9 protein-coding genes are annotated in these 16,271 nt (G+C 67.9%); 3 read left to right on the plus strand and 6 right to left on the minus strand.

Annotated elements, in window-relative coordinates; translation table 11 throughout:
* The 5 genes from ACFXKN_RS09240 to ACFXKN_RS09260 form a co-directional block, all read right to left on the minus strand.
* On the minus strand, window positions 1-996 hold the full coding sequence (locus tag ACFXKN_RS09240) for an AAA family ATPase (protein WP_378947115.1): 996 nt from the start codon (window positions 994-996) through the stop codon (window positions 1-3).
* On the minus strand, window positions 993-2,018 hold the full coding sequence (locus ACFXKN_RS09245) for a DUF4129 domain-containing protein (RefSeq protein ID WP_378947112.1): 1,026 nt from the start codon (window positions 2,016-2,018) through the stop codon (window positions 993-995). Before ACFXKN_RS09245 ends, ACFXKN_RS09240 begins: the two co-directional genes overlap by 4 nt.
* A complete protein-coding gene (locus ACFXKN_RS09250) occupies window positions 2,015-2,917 on the minus strand; it encodes a hypothetical protein (protein WP_378947109.1) in 903 nt (300 codons plus the stop codon). The genes ACFXKN_RS09245 and ACFXKN_RS09250 overlap by 4 nt, the downstream gene beginning before the upstream one ends.
* A 272-nt stretch (window positions 2,918-3,189) precedes the next feature.
* Window positions 3,190-4,767 carry an adenylate/guanylate cyclase domain-containing protein gene (locus tag ACFXKN_RS09255; protein ID WP_378947106.1) on the minus strand — a complete coding sequence of 526 codons (1,578 nt, stop codon included), beginning with the start codon at window positions 4,765-4,767 and terminating at the stop codon, window positions 3,190-3,192.
* Window positions 4,768-4,998: 231 nt separating this feature from the next.
* On the minus strand, window positions 4,999-5,544 hold the full coding sequence (locus tag ACFXKN_RS09260) for a TetR/AcrR family transcriptional regulator (protein WP_378947103.1): 546 nt from the start codon (window positions 5,542-5,544) through the stop codon (window positions 4,999-5,001).
* Between the two features lie 81 nt (window positions 5,545-5,625).
* Here ACFXKN_RS09260 and ACFXKN_RS09265 point away from each other — a divergent pair, with 81 nt between their 5' ends.
* Window positions 5,626-7,137, plus strand: a complete 1,512-nt coding sequence (locus ACFXKN_RS09265) for an MFS transporter (RefSeq protein WP_378947100.1) — start codon at window positions 5,626-5,628, stop codon at window positions 7,135-7,137.
* 226 nt (window positions 7,138-7,363) lie between these two features.
* Here the strand turns inward: ACFXKN_RS09265 and ACFXKN_RS09270 are convergent, their stop codons facing one another.
* Window positions 7,364-9,187: a DUF4407 domain-containing protein gene (locus tag ACFXKN_RS09270; protein ID WP_379432829.1), complete on the minus strand. Its 1,824-nt coding sequence runs from the start codon at window positions 9,185-9,187 to the stop codon at window positions 7,364-7,366.
* 919 nt (window positions 9,188-10,106) lie between these two features.
* Here ACFXKN_RS09270 and gltB point away from each other — a divergent pair.
* On the plus strand, window positions 10,107-14,774 hold the full coding sequence (gltB, locus tag ACFXKN_RS09275; RefSeq protein WP_379432830.1) for a glutamate synthase large subunit: 4,668 nt from the start codon (window positions 10,107-10,109) through the stop codon (window positions 14,772-14,774).
* On the plus strand, window positions 14,767-16,239 hold the full coding sequence (locus tag ACFXKN_RS09280) for a glutamate synthase subunit beta (RefSeq protein WP_378947091.1): 1,473 nt from the start codon (window positions 14,767-14,769) through the stop codon (window positions 16,237-16,239). The genes gltB and ACFXKN_RS09280 overlap by 8 nt, the downstream gene beginning before the upstream one ends.
* The last annotated feature ends 32 nt before the right edge of the window (window positions 16,240-16,271 follow it).

Raw genomic sequence — 16,271 nt, forward strand, 5'->3', positions numbered from 1 at the left:
CTAGACCGGAACCGGCACCGAGACCAGCAGCGACGAGAGCACACCCTCGGTGCTCACCCCGTCCAGCTCGGCCTCCGGACGCAACTGCAAACGATGCCGAAGTACGGCCATCGCCACCGTTTTCACGTCATCGGGCGTCACGTAGGCGCGGCCGTTGAGCCACGCGAAGGCGCGGGCGGCGGCCAGCAGCGCGGTCGCGCCACGGGTGGACGCGCCGTGCGCGACGGCGGGGGAGGAGCGGGTGGCACGGCACAGATCGACGATGTAGGCCAGCACCTCCGGGCTCACCGCCACCTCGCCCACCGCGGCGCGCGCGGCCGCGAGGTGCTCGGGCCCGGCGACCGGCCGCAATCCGGCGGCACCGAGATCACGCGGGTCGAAGCCGCTCGCATGCCGTTGCAGGATGCGGAACTCGTCGTCGCGCTCGGGCAGCCGGATGTCGACCTTGAACAAGAACCGGTCGAGCTGGGCTTCGGGCAGCGGATAGGTACCCTCCTGCTCGATCGGGTTCTGGGTGGCAACCACCACGAACGGATCGGGCAGCGGACGCGGCTGACCGTCCACCGAAACCTGGCGCTCCTCCATCGATTCCAGCAGCGAGGACTGAGTTTTCGGTGGGGTGCGGTTGATCTCGTCGGCCAGCAGCAGGTTGGTGAAGACCGGGCCCTTGCGGAAGGTGAACTCGGCTGAATGTGGGTCGTAGATCTGGGATCCGGTGACATCGCCCGGCATCAGGTCCGGGGTGAACTGCACGCGCGCGTGTTCGAGTGCCAGCGAGGTGGCCAGGGCGCGTACCAGCAGCGTCTTCGCCACGCCAGGAACACCTTCCAGCAGTACGTGGCCGCGGCACAGCAGTGCCAGCACCAGGTACAGCACGGCCTGGTCGTTGCCGACCACCGCCTTGCCGATCTCGGTGCGCAGTGCGGCCAGTGCGGCCGCGGCTTCCTGTGCGCTCGGGGTCTCGAGCAGCACAGCGTCCTTGGAGATATTTGTCATCCGAGCTCCGTCTCGATCCATTCGAGGTGTGCGGCAATGTCATTGAGGGTCGTCTCATCCGGTACGTCACCGAACAGGACTGTGCCGATCTGTCGCGCGGGGACGCCGAGGCGGCTCGACACGGCGTCGACGAGTTGATCGTTGGTGAGCTCGCCGCCCAGCCGTGGCTTGATCCGGCGCAGCGTCGCCGCGCGCAAGATGTGCGCCACATGGGCCACGTCGCCGGAGCGTCGGTACAGGCCCGCCTGCCCCGCGAGCAGCTCGTTCGCGGCGACCTCGACCGGGCGCGGCTCGCCGACCAGCGCGCCACGCCTGCGCGCCCGCCACCAGATCAGCGCGGCGAAGGCGAGCAGGAATTGCAGGCCGCCGAACGCCAGCCAGCCGGGCAGGCGGGTGAAGATCGAGTCCTTGCCGCTGCCGAAATCGAGGTCGCTGTCGTCGCGCGGCCGGTCGGGTGGATCCGGCGGGTCGGGCAGGTCTGGGGTGTCGGGCGCGTTGGGGGCGCCGCATGACTGCATGGTGGCGTAGAGCAGCAGCGCGATGGCGAGTCCGGCGGCGAGGGCCGCCCAGAAGCGTGGGCTGCGCAAGATCCCGGGCAGCGGGGGAAGTTTCCTGCGCTGCTTGGGTTCTCGTTCGACGACCTCGATCTCGAGCGGGTCGAGCACGGGCGGTGGTGCTGATTGGGAGTACCGGTCGGCGTATTCGAGCCGGCGGTACTCGTCCTCGGTGGCCGCGCGTCCGCCGTAGACGACTTCGTCGAAACTCCGTGCCGCCGGGTGCAATTCGGTGGACTGCTCCAGCGGGAGTGCGGTGGTGGCATCGTCGGCGGTCTCCTGCGCGGTGCGCGAGCGACGCACCGGCAAGCTGCCGTCCTGCTCGAGTCCGCGCAGGACGGCGCGGAAGCGTTCGCGCAGTGCACGGTCGTAGTCGCGTCGACCGGCGGCATTCTCGGCGGCCGCACGGTGCTCGGCGGCGGCACCGAGGCGAGGCCGGGGTGGAACGTCATCGGGGGAGTCGGTCACCGGCGATCACCGGGGATGCTGATGTCCATACCTTCCCGGACGCACCGCCTGCTGATGTAGCAGAGCGCGCGGCTGGTCGCCTCCACGATCTCGCTCACCGTCACCACCAGCAGAAATCCGCCGACGAGCAGCGTGATGACGGCCCAGCGGTGGGTGCCGGAGAAGTCGGAGAGGAAGAACGGAATACCGAACGCGGGCACCGCGAGCACGGCGAAGATGCACCGCTGGGTGAGCCACAGACCCGCGGTCGACCAGACGGCACCGTGCATGAGTTCCTTCGAACGGGCAACGCCCACACCGAAACCCGCGTGTTCGGCGATGATCGCCGGTTCGGTGACGAACCGGCGCGACCGCACATGCGAGAGCCAGATCAGCGCGAGCGGATAGGTGATCACCAGAATGCTGCCGAGCAGCAGCACCCCGATGCCGGTGAGCGTGAACATGATCTGTGCCAGCACCAGCGGCATCGCGCGCCGGGCCGCGGCCCGCAACCCGTCGAGCACGCCGTACCTCACCCCGTGGAAATCGGCGAGCGCGATGGCGACGGTCGCACCGCGCAGGACCAGGCGCACCAGCCACACCGCCGCCGCGGTCGCCAGGACCGCCGCCCACGCGGTACCCGCGTCGGAGCCGTCGGTGAGATGGGAGACCAAGCCCGTGAGCCCGAGCACGCCGAGCACCGCGAGCACCAGCGCACTGCCGCCGAGCACCGCGAAGGCCCGGAGATGGGCCTGGATCAGGGCGAACGGCTCATCGAGCAATTCGCGGAAACGCAAGGGGCGGATCGGCACCGTAGGCGGCATTGGCGGCACCGGCGCAGGCACCGGCGCCGGATCGACTCCCGCCCCGACGGCGCCAACCGTTTCGACGGCGGGACGCACGCCGACGAGTGTAGTCATTCCCACCCGAACCGCCCGGTCGATGCGTCGTGCGCGTGGGACTCAGCCCCCGCCACCCGGACCGCGTAGGCCTGAATCTCGCGACCTGGGTGTACTGCCTGGGTCGGGTAGCGCTGTTGTGTCGCGACCTGGGCACACAGCCTGGGCCGGGTAACCCTGATGTGTCCTTACCCGGAGGGGCCCGCCCCGATCTGGACTGAGTGGAGGGTGCGACGAAGGAGTGCCCGGAGGGAGGGAAGATCGGGGGCCCGAAGGGCCCCGACTCGAGCGCGTCAGCGCTCCAATAAATCAGACAACCTCGGCAGCGCAACATGCGTCGGCTCCAATCGCCCACGCAGCGTGACCTTCTCGCCCAGAACCCAGTGCGCGGATTCGGAGTCGGCAGCCGCGGCAAGCGTCGTCGCCGAGGTGAGCAAGCGTTCGTCGTGCTGCTTGGACAGTTCACACAGCCGAGCCGCCTCGTTGACCGCATCGCCGATCACCGTGAATTCGTACCGATTGTGCGTGCCCACATTGCCCGCGACCACTCGCCCCGCCGCCACGCCGATACCCGCGTCGAGATCGGACGCATCGCGTAGTCGACGCTGGATCGCCCGGCCGCACGACAGCGCCGAACCCGCCAGGTCGTCGAGGGGGGCTGGGGTGCCGAACACGGCCAGCGCCGCGTCGCCCTCGAACTTGTTGAGCAGCCCACCGTGCCGTTCCACCTCGTCGACGACGATGTCGAAGAACCGGTTGAGGATGCCGACGATCTCGGGCGCGGGCCGGGTCGCCGCCATCGTGGTCGAGCCGATGATGTCGATGAACAGGGCAGCGGCCTCGGTTTCGGTGCCGCCGAGCACCGGCTGGGAGGCGATCGCCGCCATCGCGACATCGTGGCCGACGTGTTTGCCGAACAGGTCCTCGATCATCGCCCGTTCGCGCAGGCCGTGCACCATCCGGTTGAAACCGCTCTGCAGTTCGCCCAGCTCGGTGCCGTCGTAGAGGGTGATCTCGGCGTCGAGGTCGCCCTGCTCGACGCGGCGCAGTGCCTGGCGGACACCCTTGATCGGAGCCACCGTCGCCGCGACGACCTGGGCCATCAGAATCAACCCGAACACCAGCGCCGAGCCGCCGAGGCTGAGCACGCACACCGCGAGCCTGGCCTTGCTCACCGCGGGGTCGGCCAGCGCCCAGATCGCGACCGTCATGGTCAGCGCCACCGGCACCCCGACGCCGACCAGCCACGACAGCATCGTCCGGCCGAACACACCGATGCCGCGGCGGCGTTGCGGGTCGGCGGCCAGCACGCGCGCGGTGACCGGGCGCAGCGCGAATTCGATGATCAGATAGCTGTTGGCGCACACCACGATCGCCGCGGCGCCGATCGCGAGGATGACCTTGGGAATCAGCGCGGGCTCGAGCACGCCGTAGGTGACGGTGAGCACGGTCAACGTCAACGTCCACAGCACGGCCTGTTGCAGCACCATCCAGCGTGGCGCGGACACGGTTACTCGCTGTTCGGCCGGATTCGGCACGTGGTCTGGATCGGTGGCCCAGCCCATGGACCGCAGGCCCGCCACCGTGCCCCACACGGCGCCGCCCGCGAGCGCGAGCGCGACGCACAGTGGCGTGAAGACGCTGTTGACCAGCAGCAATTCGCGGGTGAACACGGTCGGTCCCGGCAGGACGAAGCCGGCGAGCGCCACCACCATCGTGATGCCGATCAGGTTCGCGATGAGCAGCGGAATGGTGAGCAGCAACTGCACTCGAACGCGGCGGATCGTCGATTTCTCGTCGACCGGTCCGAGCAGCGGCGAGCCCCAGGGCGCTGATCTTGCCGCGCCCGCCGGTCCCTCGCGGTTGATCACACCCGAACTGTAAACCGGTAGATCTAGATCGGCCACAGAGTCGCGTAGGTCACTGTGCGACTCGGGTCGCTATGCCAACTGGTAGTGGCCATTTTTGTGACCCTCCACCGGTTGCCGGTCGTCGTATTGTCCACAGGTGTGTTCGGTGAACAGCCGTCCACTGGGTGTCGCCGGCGAGCAGGTGGGTGTCGTCGATCTCGGACCGGCGGCGGAGGCGCACTGAAATCGGCGTCAGTGCTCGAGCAGCCGGTCGACGACGGCGCGGTAGCGCGCGGGCTCGATCTGCGACAGGCCGAGCAGGGCGCGCAGGTAGACCCCGTCGCCGACCAGGCGGATGGTGTCGGCGCGGACGGGGTCGTCCACCTCTGTCTCCAGGTCGTCGGACCAGGCCGTCATCGTCGCGTCGAGCGCGCGCTGCACCTCGTCGGGTTCGCTGCCCGCCGAGGCGTCGATCGTGCGCATGGTCGCCAGCAGCGAGCGGTAGAGGGCCAGCTCGACGGCATCGTCGGGCACGGTGGGGTCGGGCGTCTGCAGGTACCACTCGGCGACCGGCGTCCCGCTCGCCCTGGCTTCGCCGAGCTGGGTGCCGACGCGCTCGCTCAGCCGGTGGACCAGTCCGACGAGCAGGGCGTCCTTGCTCTTGAAGTGATAGAGCAGCCCGCCCTTGGAGACGCCCGCCGCCGCGGCGACGTTGTCGAGGGTCATCTGGGCCGCGCCACGTTCGAGCAGCAGGGTTTCCAGGGCGTCGAGGATGCGATCGCGGGTGCCGGGGCTCACGGCGATCACTGTACCGTCTGGACGGTTTCTCTGTTACTGTACCGGCTGGACGGTTTATCAAACCCGAAAGTCGAGAGACCGATGAACACCCCCACCGCACTCAGCCCGGCGCGCGCCACCCCGCGTGAATGGGCGGGCCTCGGCGTACTCGCCCTGGCCCTCTTACTGCTGGCCGTCGACGCGACCGTGCTCGACCTGGCCGTGCCCGCGATCAGCGCCGACCTCGCCCCGAGCACCCCGCAGCTGCTCTGGATCATCGACGTGTACTCGTTCGTGCTCGCCGGCCTGCTGGTGGTGATGGGCAATCTCGGCGACCGGATCGGCAGGCGCAGGCTGCTGCTGATCGGTGCCGTCGGCTTCGGCATCGCCTCGGCGCTGGCCGCCTGGGCGGTTTCGCCGGAGATGCTGATCGCGGCGCGCGTCTTGCAGGGCGTGGCCGGTGCCACGCTGATGCCCGCCACGTTGGGGCTGATCCGTTCGATGTTCCAGGACGCGCGTCAGCGCACGGTGGCGATCGGCGTATGGAGTGCGATGGCCGGTGGTGGCGCCGCGGCCGGTCCGCTGGTCGGCGGCTGGCTGCTCGAACACTTCTGGTGGGGATCGGTTTTCCTGGTGAACCTGCCGGTGATGCTGGTGCTGCTGGCACTGGCCCCGCTGCTCATCCCCGAATCACGTGACCCGAACCCCGGCCGGTTCGACGCGCTCAGCGCGCTGCTGTCCATGCTGGCGCTGGTTCCGGTGGTCTACGCGGTGAAGGAAACCGCCGCGCACGGTCCGGCGGTGGGCGCGCTGCTGGTCGGCCTGGCCGGTGTGGTCTCGGCCGTGCTGTTCGTGCGCAGGCAGCGTCGGCTGACCGATCCGATGCTCGACCTGCGGCTGTTCGAGTTGCCGAGGTTCCGGGTCGCGGTGTTCACCAACCTGCTCGCCGTGTTCGCCCTGGCAGGCGTGCTGTTCTTCGGCTCGCAGTATCTACAGCTGGTTCTCGGGCGCACGCCCTTGCAAGCGGGTCTGTTGATGTTGCCCGGACTCGCCGCGAGCGTGCTCGGCTCGCTGGCGGCGGCCTGGCTCGTGCGGCGCTGGCGCGCGACAGTGGTGCTGGCCGGTGCGCTGGTTGTCACGGCGATGGGCTCGGCGGTCTTCCTCGCGGTCGACGCGGTGAGCGGTGCCGAGGCGTTCGTGCTCGGTTTCGCCGGCATCGGCCTCGGTGCGGGCGTGGCCATGACCGTGGCCGCCGACCTGGTCGTCGGATCGGCGCCGCAGGAGCGTGCCGGTGCGGCCGCGGCGATCTCGGAGACCGCCTACGAGACCGGTCTCGCACTCGGTGTCGCCCTGCTCGGGAGCACCGTGATGGCGATCTTCCGGCGTGGCCTTGACCTGTCCTTGCTGCCCGATGACGCGGTGGCCGCCGCATCGGGTTCGCTCAGTGGCGCGGTCGAGGTGGCCGGTGAGCTGCCCGCCGCGGTGGCGCAGGAGTTCCTGTCGTCGGCGAATCAGGCGTTTGTCAGTGGTATTCATCTGACGGTGGTTGGGATCGTCGCGGTGTTGTTGTTCGCGGCCTACAGCGCGGTGCGTACGCGCCACTGTGTTCGGTAAGGACACATCGGGTTCAGTGGTTCGGGGGTGGTTTACAGGGCTGTATTTTTGGAGCGCTGGCGCGCTCGAGCGGGGCCCCTGAGGCCCCGATCTTCCCTCCCTCCGGGCACTCCTTCGTCGCACCCTCCGGTCAGTCCAGATCGGGGCGGGCCCCTTTGGGTAGGGACACATCAGGGGTACCCGGTCGGGGTGGTCTACGCCGTGGTTGGGCGGCGACGGGTTGTACTCAGCGGGCGGGTGGCAGTTGGCGACGGTTGCCGGGGAGTTCGTTGGCGGTGCCGCCGGGGAGTTCGCCGTGGCTGTCTGCCTCGGGCAGGCCGTTGCCCTGTCCGGCGGGCAGGGCGGTGTAGCTCGGTGCCGATTGGTACTGACGCGGGTCCGGGTGGAAGCGGCTCGCGGGTGCGTCGACCACGTTCGAGGCGATCTGCTGGGCGTAGGGCTGGTAGGGCTGCTGGTACTGCTGTTGCGGGTAGGCGCCGGGCGGCAGGAAACCCTGCGGGGGCTGACCGGGCAGCTGGTATCCGGTGGGGACCTGCTGCTGCGCCGCGGAGTCCTGCGTGTCGACGGTGACCTTGCGTGTGCGTCGCAGGGTGAACGTCACCTCTTCGACCTCTTCGAACGCCTGTCGCGCGGTACGCATCGGGTGAGTGGCCGAGTCGAACGCATTGGCGACGAAAGCGGGTACCAGCGGCCGGATCCAGCGGGCGGCGGTGTCGGTGAACGGCACCGTCCCGATGATCGGCAATGCCAATCCGCCACCGCTGGTCGGTGCCTTGGCGGGCGGCTGCTGCGTTGGCACCTGGTGTGCGGGGACGAGCGCCCCGGCGGTACCGGCGGGCAGCGCGTGCTGGACATAACCGGCGGGCAGCTGCGATGTCACGTTCGGCTCCAGAGACACGGAGTCGTCCTTTCGATGCGGCTCGGAGAACCCGAGCTCGAAACCGCCGATCGCGGCGATGATCCTGGTGCGCTGACGTTCTCGATCGATCACGGTATCGGCTTCGATGGCCAGTTGCGCGGCGGTGAGCTCGTGTTCGGCGCGCAATGCTGCCGTCTCGGTGCGTACCTCGGCGCGTTTCACCGCGATGGCGGCGTCGGCCGCACGCTGGGCCCGATCGGCCACTTCCGCGGCGTCGACACTGCGGTCCAGCGAGGTTTCCCCGCGCCACCAGCGCAACAGCAGCGGCAGCAGGGCCACCACGATCCCCGCGAGCAGAATGAGCAGTCGCAAGGCCGCGGCGCCCGCGTGTGCGGCGGTGTAGCTGTTCATGGCCAGCCAGCGGGCGCCGAGACCACGGTCGCCCTCGGCGATCGCGCTGGTTCTGGCGGCAGCGAGCGTGGCGGACTCGGTACGAACCCGCTGGTCGAGGCCCTCGATGCGGCCCTGCGCGGTGGCGAGCTGTTTGCGGGCGTCGTCGAGCATGTCGTTGGCGGTCTGGGTTTCCGGACCGCGACCCGGTACCCCGGTGATCCTGGTCCGCGGGCATTCCAGGGTGGGGTTGTACTCGCACCGGGCGATCACCAGCGCGCGGTCGATATCGGCCTGCGACTTGGCGATGCTCAGGTCGAGCGCACCACGGTCGGCGTTGGCCAGGTCGAACGAGGTGCGGGCGGCGACCACGGCCGGCGCGATCTCGGCGCCGGCCTGGGCACGCACATCCAGTTCCCGGTCGACGGTCCCGCCGAGCAGCACGGTGGCGGCGAGTTCGGCGACGAAGACCCCCGCCAGCACCCCGACCCCGATCCGGGCCGCGACGCCGAACCGATCAACATCGGCACCGGGACGAGTGGTCGCCAGCGCCCGGCCGAGCGCACCCGCGGCGACCGTGATGACCAGCGCGAACAGCACCGCGCCGACAACACTGACAGCGGCGGCCAGCAGCGCGGACAACGCGACGAGACCGGCGACCACCGCGAACAGCGATACCGCGGCACCGGTGACGAGATAGCGGCTCTGCTCATGGCTGAAAGCCAGGTCAGCACCCGTTTCGGAGTCCCGGCGCCGGGGCGAGGCGAGGCCTCCGCCGAGCCAGGTGAGTAAGCCGGTCATGAATTCTCCCCGGGTCGTGCGCTCCACTGGGCATGGCGAAATTGGTAGGCAAGGCGAAACTGGCATGGATTCGTTGTGTCAGCGTGACAGGCCGGAGACCGACACACCGAGTGGCGAGGCGGTGCTTGTGGTCAGCCTCACAATCGGGCGGCTCCGCCCATCGCGATGACCGAGATATTTCCGCGCCGACCTCGGCGTGTCGCACGCGGCGAGCCGGGCGTGACCGCCGCCCGTGTCCGATTTGTGTCGAACGACACTGCTAAGAGTTAGCCAGTGATGTGCTGTGGCGCACATTCCGAGATACAGACCGTACGGTCGGCTGACTGGCGCGCTTGTGGGGACCCGTGTCGGGAATATCTCACAGTGCCCACCCCTGGTTAGCGGAGGTGGGAGGTTTGACCAGGTCATCAGCAGGGAAATCTGCTGCGGTGCAGGTGAGTTCAGCTTTCGGCCCCGGGCCGGCAGCTGATTCGAGTCTGCTCGTCGGCAGTGTTCACGCAGGTAGCGGGATCGATCCGGTCCCCAGTCTGCTTTACACTGGACGACGCGCGCGACGATGCAAGCAGCCGTTACAAACCCCAGGCTAGACGGGTTACTTAGCACAACCTTAGTTGGTTGGGTCTGCGGTCTGACTTATCGTTTGCTCTTACGCCGAACGCACCCCGTTCGGCACAGCCACCTGTTCTAGGTCCGGTGAAACCGGGCCAAGAGTAGCGGGTGAAACCCCGCGCAGAGGTAAGGGATAAGTAAGCATCCCGTTATCTCTGAGCACCCCAACTACGTCAAACACCGCAAACCATCACCGTCGCTGGTTTCGGATCGTACGGACGCAGTCTTGACGGAGGCGAAACGACGAAGGGCCCACGCTCAGCTCGCTGAGTGGCCGACATCGACAGCCGACTTTCTTGAAGGCAGAGGCATGACGCAACTTCCTGGCCACAGGTCACCCGGAGCCACCGGGCTCTACGATCCGGCATTCGAACACGACGCCTGCGGCGTCGCGTTCGTCGCCGACATGCACGGACGACGCAGTCGAGACATCGTCGACAAGGCCATTACGGCCCTCCTGAACCTGGAGCACCGCGGTGCTGCGGGTGCCGAGCCGAACTCCGGCGACGGTGCGGGCGTCCTGATCCAGCTCCCGGACAAGTTCTTCCGCGCGATCATCGCCGAAAGTGCAGCCCCCTTCGAGTTGCCGCCGGAAGGCTCCTACGCCTCCGGTATCGCCTTCCTGCCGCAGGCCCGCCGCGAAGCCGCGCGTGCCGCCTACGGTGTCGAGAAGATCGTCACCGAAGAGGGCCTCGCCGTGCTCGGCTGGCGCGAGGTACCGATCGAGGAGTCCTCGCTGGGCGCACTGGCCCGCGACGCCATGCCGACCTTCCGGCAGATCTTCATCGGCTCGCCGAAGAACTCCGCCGAGCAGCTCTCGGGCATGGACCTCGAGCGTCGCGCCTACGTGATCCGCAAGCGGATCGAGCACGAGCTCGGCAAGGCAGGCCCCGGTGAGGGCACCGTCGGCAAGGAATCGGTGTACTTCCCGAGCCTGTCCGGCCAGACCTTCATCTACAAGGGCATGTTCACCACGCCCCAGCTGCGTGCGTTCTACCTGGACCTGCAGGACGAGCGCGTCGAGTCGGCCATCGGCATCGTGCACTCGCGCTTCTCCACCAACACCTTCCCCTCGTGGCCGCTGGCGCACCCGTTCCGCCGGGTCGCCCACAACGGTGAGATCAACACCGTCACCGGTAACGAGAACTGGATGCGCGCCCGTGAGGCGCTGCTGCGTAGCGACGTGTTCGGCAAGGACGAAGCAGGCAAGAACCGTCTGCAGAAGATCTTCCCCGTCTGCACCCCCGGCGCCTCCGACACCGCGCGCTTCGACGAGGTGCTCGAACTGCTGCACCTCGGCGGTCGCGAACTGCACCACGCCATCATGATGATGATTCCCGAGGCGTGGGAACGCAACGAGAACATGGATCCCGAGCGGCGCGCGTTCTACGAGTACCACTCGATGCTGATGGAGCCGTGGGACGGCCCGGCAGCGGTGTGCTTCTCCGACGGCACCAAGATCGGCGCCGTGCTCGACCGCAACGGTCTGCGCCCGGGTCGTATCTGGGTCACCGAAGACGGTCTCGTCGTGCTGGCCTCCGAGGTCGGCGTGCTCGACATCGATCCGTCCACCGTGGTCCAGAAGATCCGCCTGCAGCCGGGCAAGATGTTCCTGGTCGACACCGAAAAGGGCCGCATCGTCACCGACGAAGAGGTCAAGTCGGAACTGGCCTCGGCGCAGCCGTACCAGCAGTGGCTCGACGAGGGCGTCAGCCGCCTGGCCGACCTGCCCGACCGCCCGCACGTGCACATGTCGCACGACCGCGTGCTGATCCGTCAGCAGATCTTCGGCTACACCACCGAGGATCTGAACCTGCTGATCACGCCGATGGCCAAGACCGGCGGCGAGGCACTGGGCTCGATGGGTACCGACACGCCGATCGCGGTGCTGTCGAACCGGTCGCGTCTGCTGTTCGACTACTTCTCGCAGCTGTTCGCGCAGGTCACCAACCCGCCGCTCGACGCCATCCGCGAGAAGGTCGTCACCAGCCTCAAGCGCAACATCGGCCCCGAGGCCGATCTGCTGCACCCGGGCCCCGACTCCTGCCGTCAGATCGCGCTCGAGCAGCCCATCCTGGACAACGACGAGCTGGGCAAGCTCGTCCACATCAACGACGACGGCAGCCAGCCGGGCCTGCGCTCGGTGGTCGTGCGTGGTCTGTACCCGGTCGCCGAAGGCGGCGAGGGTCTGCGCAAGGCGCTTGCCGCCATCAACACCCAGGTCTCCGCCGCCATCGACGGCGGCGCGCGCACCATCGTGCTGTCCGACCGTGAGTCGAACGAGAAGCTGGCGCCGATCCCGTCGCTGCTGCTCACCTCGTCTGTGCACCACCACCTGGTGCGCGAGCGGACCCGCACCATGGTCGGCCTGGTCGTGGAGGCCGGTGACGCCCGCGAGGTGCACCACATGGCTCTGCTGATCGGTTTCGGCGCCGCCGCGATCAACCCGTACATGGCCTTCGAGACCATCGAAGACATGCTCGAGCGCGGTTCGCTGCAGATGCCGGGCAGCACCGGTGACCACGCCGCCGACTTCCGCAAGGCCGTCGCGAACTACTGCACCGCGGGTAGCAACGGCGTGCTCAAGGTGATGTCGAAGATGGGCATCTCCACCCTCGCCTCCTACAACGGCGCCCAGCTGTACCAGGTCATCGGCCTGGCCCAGGACCTGGTCGACGAGTACTTCACCGGTCTGCGCTCCCCGCTGGGCGGCATCGGTCTCGACGAGATCGCCGAAGAGGTGGCGATCCGCCACCGCGTCGCGTTCCTGGAGAACCGCAACGAGCGCGCGCACCGCGAGCTCGAGGTCGGTGGCGAGTACCAGTGGCGTCGTGAGGGCGAATACCACCTGTTCAACCCGGACACGGTGTTCAAGCTCCAGCACGCGACCCGCACCGGCCAGTACTCGATCTTCAAGGAGTACACCAAGCTGGTCGACGATCAGTCCGAGCGCTTGGCCGCGCTGCGTGGCCTGTTCAAGTTCAAGTCGAACCAGCGCGCGTCGATCTCCATCGACGAGGTCGAGTCCGCCGCCGAGATCGTGAAGCGTTTCTCGACCGGTGCGATGAGCTACGGCTCCATCTCCGCCGAAGCGCACGAGACCCTCGCCATCGCGATGAACCGCATCGGCGCCCGCTCGAACTCCGGTGAGGGCGGCGAGAGCCCCGCTCGCTTCGAGGTCGAGGAGAACGGCGACTGGCGTCGTTCGGCGATCAAGCAGGTCGCGTCGGGTCGCTTCGGCGTCACCGCGCACTACCTGACCAACGCCACCGACATCCAGATCAAGATGGCCCAGGGTGCCAAGCCGGGCGAGGGCGGCCAGCTGCCCGCGCACAAGGTGTACCCGTGGGTCGCCGAGGTGCGTCACTCCACGCCGGGCGTCGGCCTGATCTCGCCGCCGCCGCACCACGACATCTACTCGATCGAGGATCTTGCCCAGCTGATCCACGATCTGAAGAACGCGAACCCGCAGGCTCGGATTCACGTGAAACTTGTCGCGGAGCCGGGTGTCGGCACCGTCGCCGCGGGTGTGTCCAAGGCGCACGCCGACGTCGTGCTCATCTCGGGCCACGACGGCGGCACCGGTGCTTCGCCGCTGACCTCGCTCAAGCACGCGGGTGGACCCTGGGAGCTCGGCCTGGCCGAGACCCAGCAGACCCTGCTGCTCAACGGCCTGCGTGACCGCATTGTCGTCCAGGTCGACGGTCAGATGAAGACCGGCCGCGACGTGATGATCGCCGCCCTGCTCGGCGCCGAGGAGTTCGGTTTCGCGACCGCGCCGCTGGTGGTTTCGGGTTGCGTCATGATGCGCGTGTGTCACCTCGACACCTGTCCGGTCGGCATCGCCACCCAGAACCCGGTGCTGCGCGAGCGCTTCACCGGCAAGCCGGAATTCGTCGAGAACTTCATGATGTTCATCGCCGAGGAGGTGCGTGAGCTGCTCGCCGAGCTGGGCTTCCGCACTCTCGACGAGGCCATCGGCCGGGTCGACCTGCTCGACACCGCCAAGGCCAAGCAGCACTACAAGGCCGCCAAGCTGGACCTGTCGCCGATCCTGGACATGCCGGAGACGGCGTTCATGAAGCAGAACACCCGGTGCACCACCACCCAGGACCATGGTCTGGACAAGGCTCTGGACAACGAGCTGATCGCGCAGAGCGCCCCGGCGCTCGAGCGTGGCCAGGCGGTCAAGATCGAAACCAAGATCACCAACGTGAACCGCACGGTCGGCACCATGCTCGGCCACGAGGTGACCAAGCTCTATGGTGGCGCGGGCCTGCCCGACGACACCATCGACATCACCTTCACCGGTTCGGCGGGCAACAGCTTCGGCGCGTTCGTCCCGGCCGGCATCACGCTGCGGGTCTTCGGTGACGCCAACGACTACGTCGGCAAGGGTCTGTCGGGTGGCCACATTGTGGTCCGTCCGTCGGCCAGCGCACCGGAGAGCTTTGTCGCAGAAGACAACATCATCGCGGGCAACGTGATCATGTTCGGCGCCACCAGCGGTCGCATCCTGATCAACGGTGTCGCGGGCGAGCGCTTCGGCGTGCGTAACTCCGGCGCCACCGCGGTCGTCGAGGGCGTGGGCGACCACGCGCTCGAGTACATGACCGGTGGCCGCGTGGTCATCCTCGGTGACACCGGCCGCAACCTCGGTGCCGGAATGTCGGGTGGTGTCGCCTACTTCTACGACCCGGAGGGCAAGCTGCCCGGACGGGTCAACCCGGATCAGGTCGATGCGATCGAGCAGCTCTCCGGTGACGACTTCACCTGGCTGCGCGACATCATCACCACCCATCGTGACGAAACGGGATCGGCTGTGGCCGAACGCATCCTGAGCGACTGGTCCCAGCAGGTGAACCACTTCGTGAAGGTCATGCCCCGCGAATACAAGAAGGTTCTACTCGCGATCTCCGAGGCCGAAAAGGCCGGCAAGGATGTCGATACCGCGATCATGGAGGCGGCACGTGGCTGACCCACAGGGATTTTTGAAGCACACCTCGAGGGAAACCCCGGCCCGTCGTCCGGTCGACCTGCGTCTGCTCGACTGGAAAGAGGTCTACGAGGAGAAGAAGTTCTCCCAGGACACCTTGAAGAACCAGGCCAGCCGCTGCATGGACTGCGGAATTCCCTTCTGCCACCAGGGTTGTCCGCTCGGGAATCTGATTCCCGAATGGAACGACCTGGTCTACAAGGGTGCGTGGCGCGAAGGCATCGATCGCCTGCACGCCACCAACAACTTCCCGGAGTTCACCGGTCGGCTGTGCCCGGCTCCGTGTGAGGCGTCCTGCGTGCTCGGCATCAACCAGGAGCCGGTCACGATCAAGCAGGTCGAGGTCGAGCTCATCGAGAACGCCTTCGACGAGGGCTGGGTCACCCCGGTGTACCCGACCCGTCTCACCGGCAAGAAGATCGCCGTCGTCGGCTCCGGCCCGGCCGGTCTCGCCGCCGCCCAGCAGCTCACTCGCGCCGGTCACACCGTGACCGTGTTCGAGCGTGACGACCGCATCGGCGGCCTGATGCGCTACGGCATCCCGGAATTCAAGATGGAGAAGTCGGTCATCGACCGTCGTCTGGCCCAGATGGAAGCCGAAGGCACCATCTTCAAGGCGGGCGTCAACGTCGGTGTCGACATCACCGCCGAGCAGCTGCGTGAGCGTTTCGACGCGATCGTGCTGGCCGGTGGCGCCACCATCGCCCGTGACCTGCCGATCCCCGGGCGCGAGCTCGACGGCATCCACCAGGCGATGGAGTTCCTGCCGCTGTCCAACCGGGTGCAGCTCGGTGACGACATCGCCGACGCCGATGGCCTGCCGCCGATTCACGCCAAGGGCAAGAAGGTCATCATCATCGGCGGTGGCGATACCGGCGCCGACTGCCTGGGCACCTCGCACCGCCACGGTGCCGAGTCGGTGCACCAGTTCGAGATCATGCCGCGTCCTCCCGAGGAGCGCGCGGGCTCGACCCCGTGGCCGACCTACCCCCTGATGTACCGGGTCGCCTCGGCACACGAAGAGGGCGGCGAACGTCTGTTCTCGGTGAACACCGAGCGGTTCATCGGCAAGGACGGCAAGGTCACCGGCCTCGAAGCCCATGAGGTGAAGATGGCCAACGGCCGCTTCGAAAAGGTCGAGGGCACCGACTTCACCCTCGAAGCCGACCTGGTCCTGCTGGCCATGGGCTTCGTCGGCCCCCAGAAGCCGGGCCTGCTCACCGATCTCGGTGTCGGCTACGACGGTCGCGGCAACGTCCAGCGCGACAAGAGCTGGGCCACCAACATCCCCGGCGTCTACGTCGCCGGCGACATGGGCCGTGGTCAGTCCCTCATCGTCTGGGCCATCGCCGAAGGCCGCGCCGCCGCGTCGGCCGTCGACAAGTACCTCGAGGGCGAAACCGCGCTCCCCGCGCCGATCCCCCCGACAGCTGTCGGCCAGCGCTGATCGCTGAAACACAAGGCGCCCGCGGACTTTCG

This window comes from Nocardia sp. NPDC059195 (assembly GCF_042754695.1).
Classification (GTDB): Bacteria; Actinomycetota; Actinomycetes; order Mycobacteriales; family Mycobacteriaceae; genus Nocardia.

Coding starts and splice junctions, on each gene's coding strand:
- ACFXKN_RS09250 (WP_378947109.1), bottom strand. CDS start 2,917: ATGACTACACTCGTCGGCGTGCGTCCCGCCGTCGAAACGGTTGGCGCC.
- ACFXKN_RS09265 (WP_378947100.1), top strand. CDS start 5,626: ATGAACACCCCCACCGCACTCAGCCCGGCGCGCGCCACCCCGCGTGAA.
- gltB (WP_379432830.1), top strand. CDS start 10,107: ATGACGCAACTTCCTGGCCACAGGTCACCCGGAGCCACCGGGCTCTAC.
- ACFXKN_RS09240 (WP_378947115.1), bottom strand. CDS start 996: ATGACAAATATCTCCAAGGACGCTGTGCTGCTCGAGACCCCGAGCGCA.
- ACFXKN_RS09270 (WP_379432829.1), bottom strand. CDS start 9,187: ATGACCGGCTTACTCACCTGGCTCGGCGGAGGCCTCGCCTCGCCCCGG.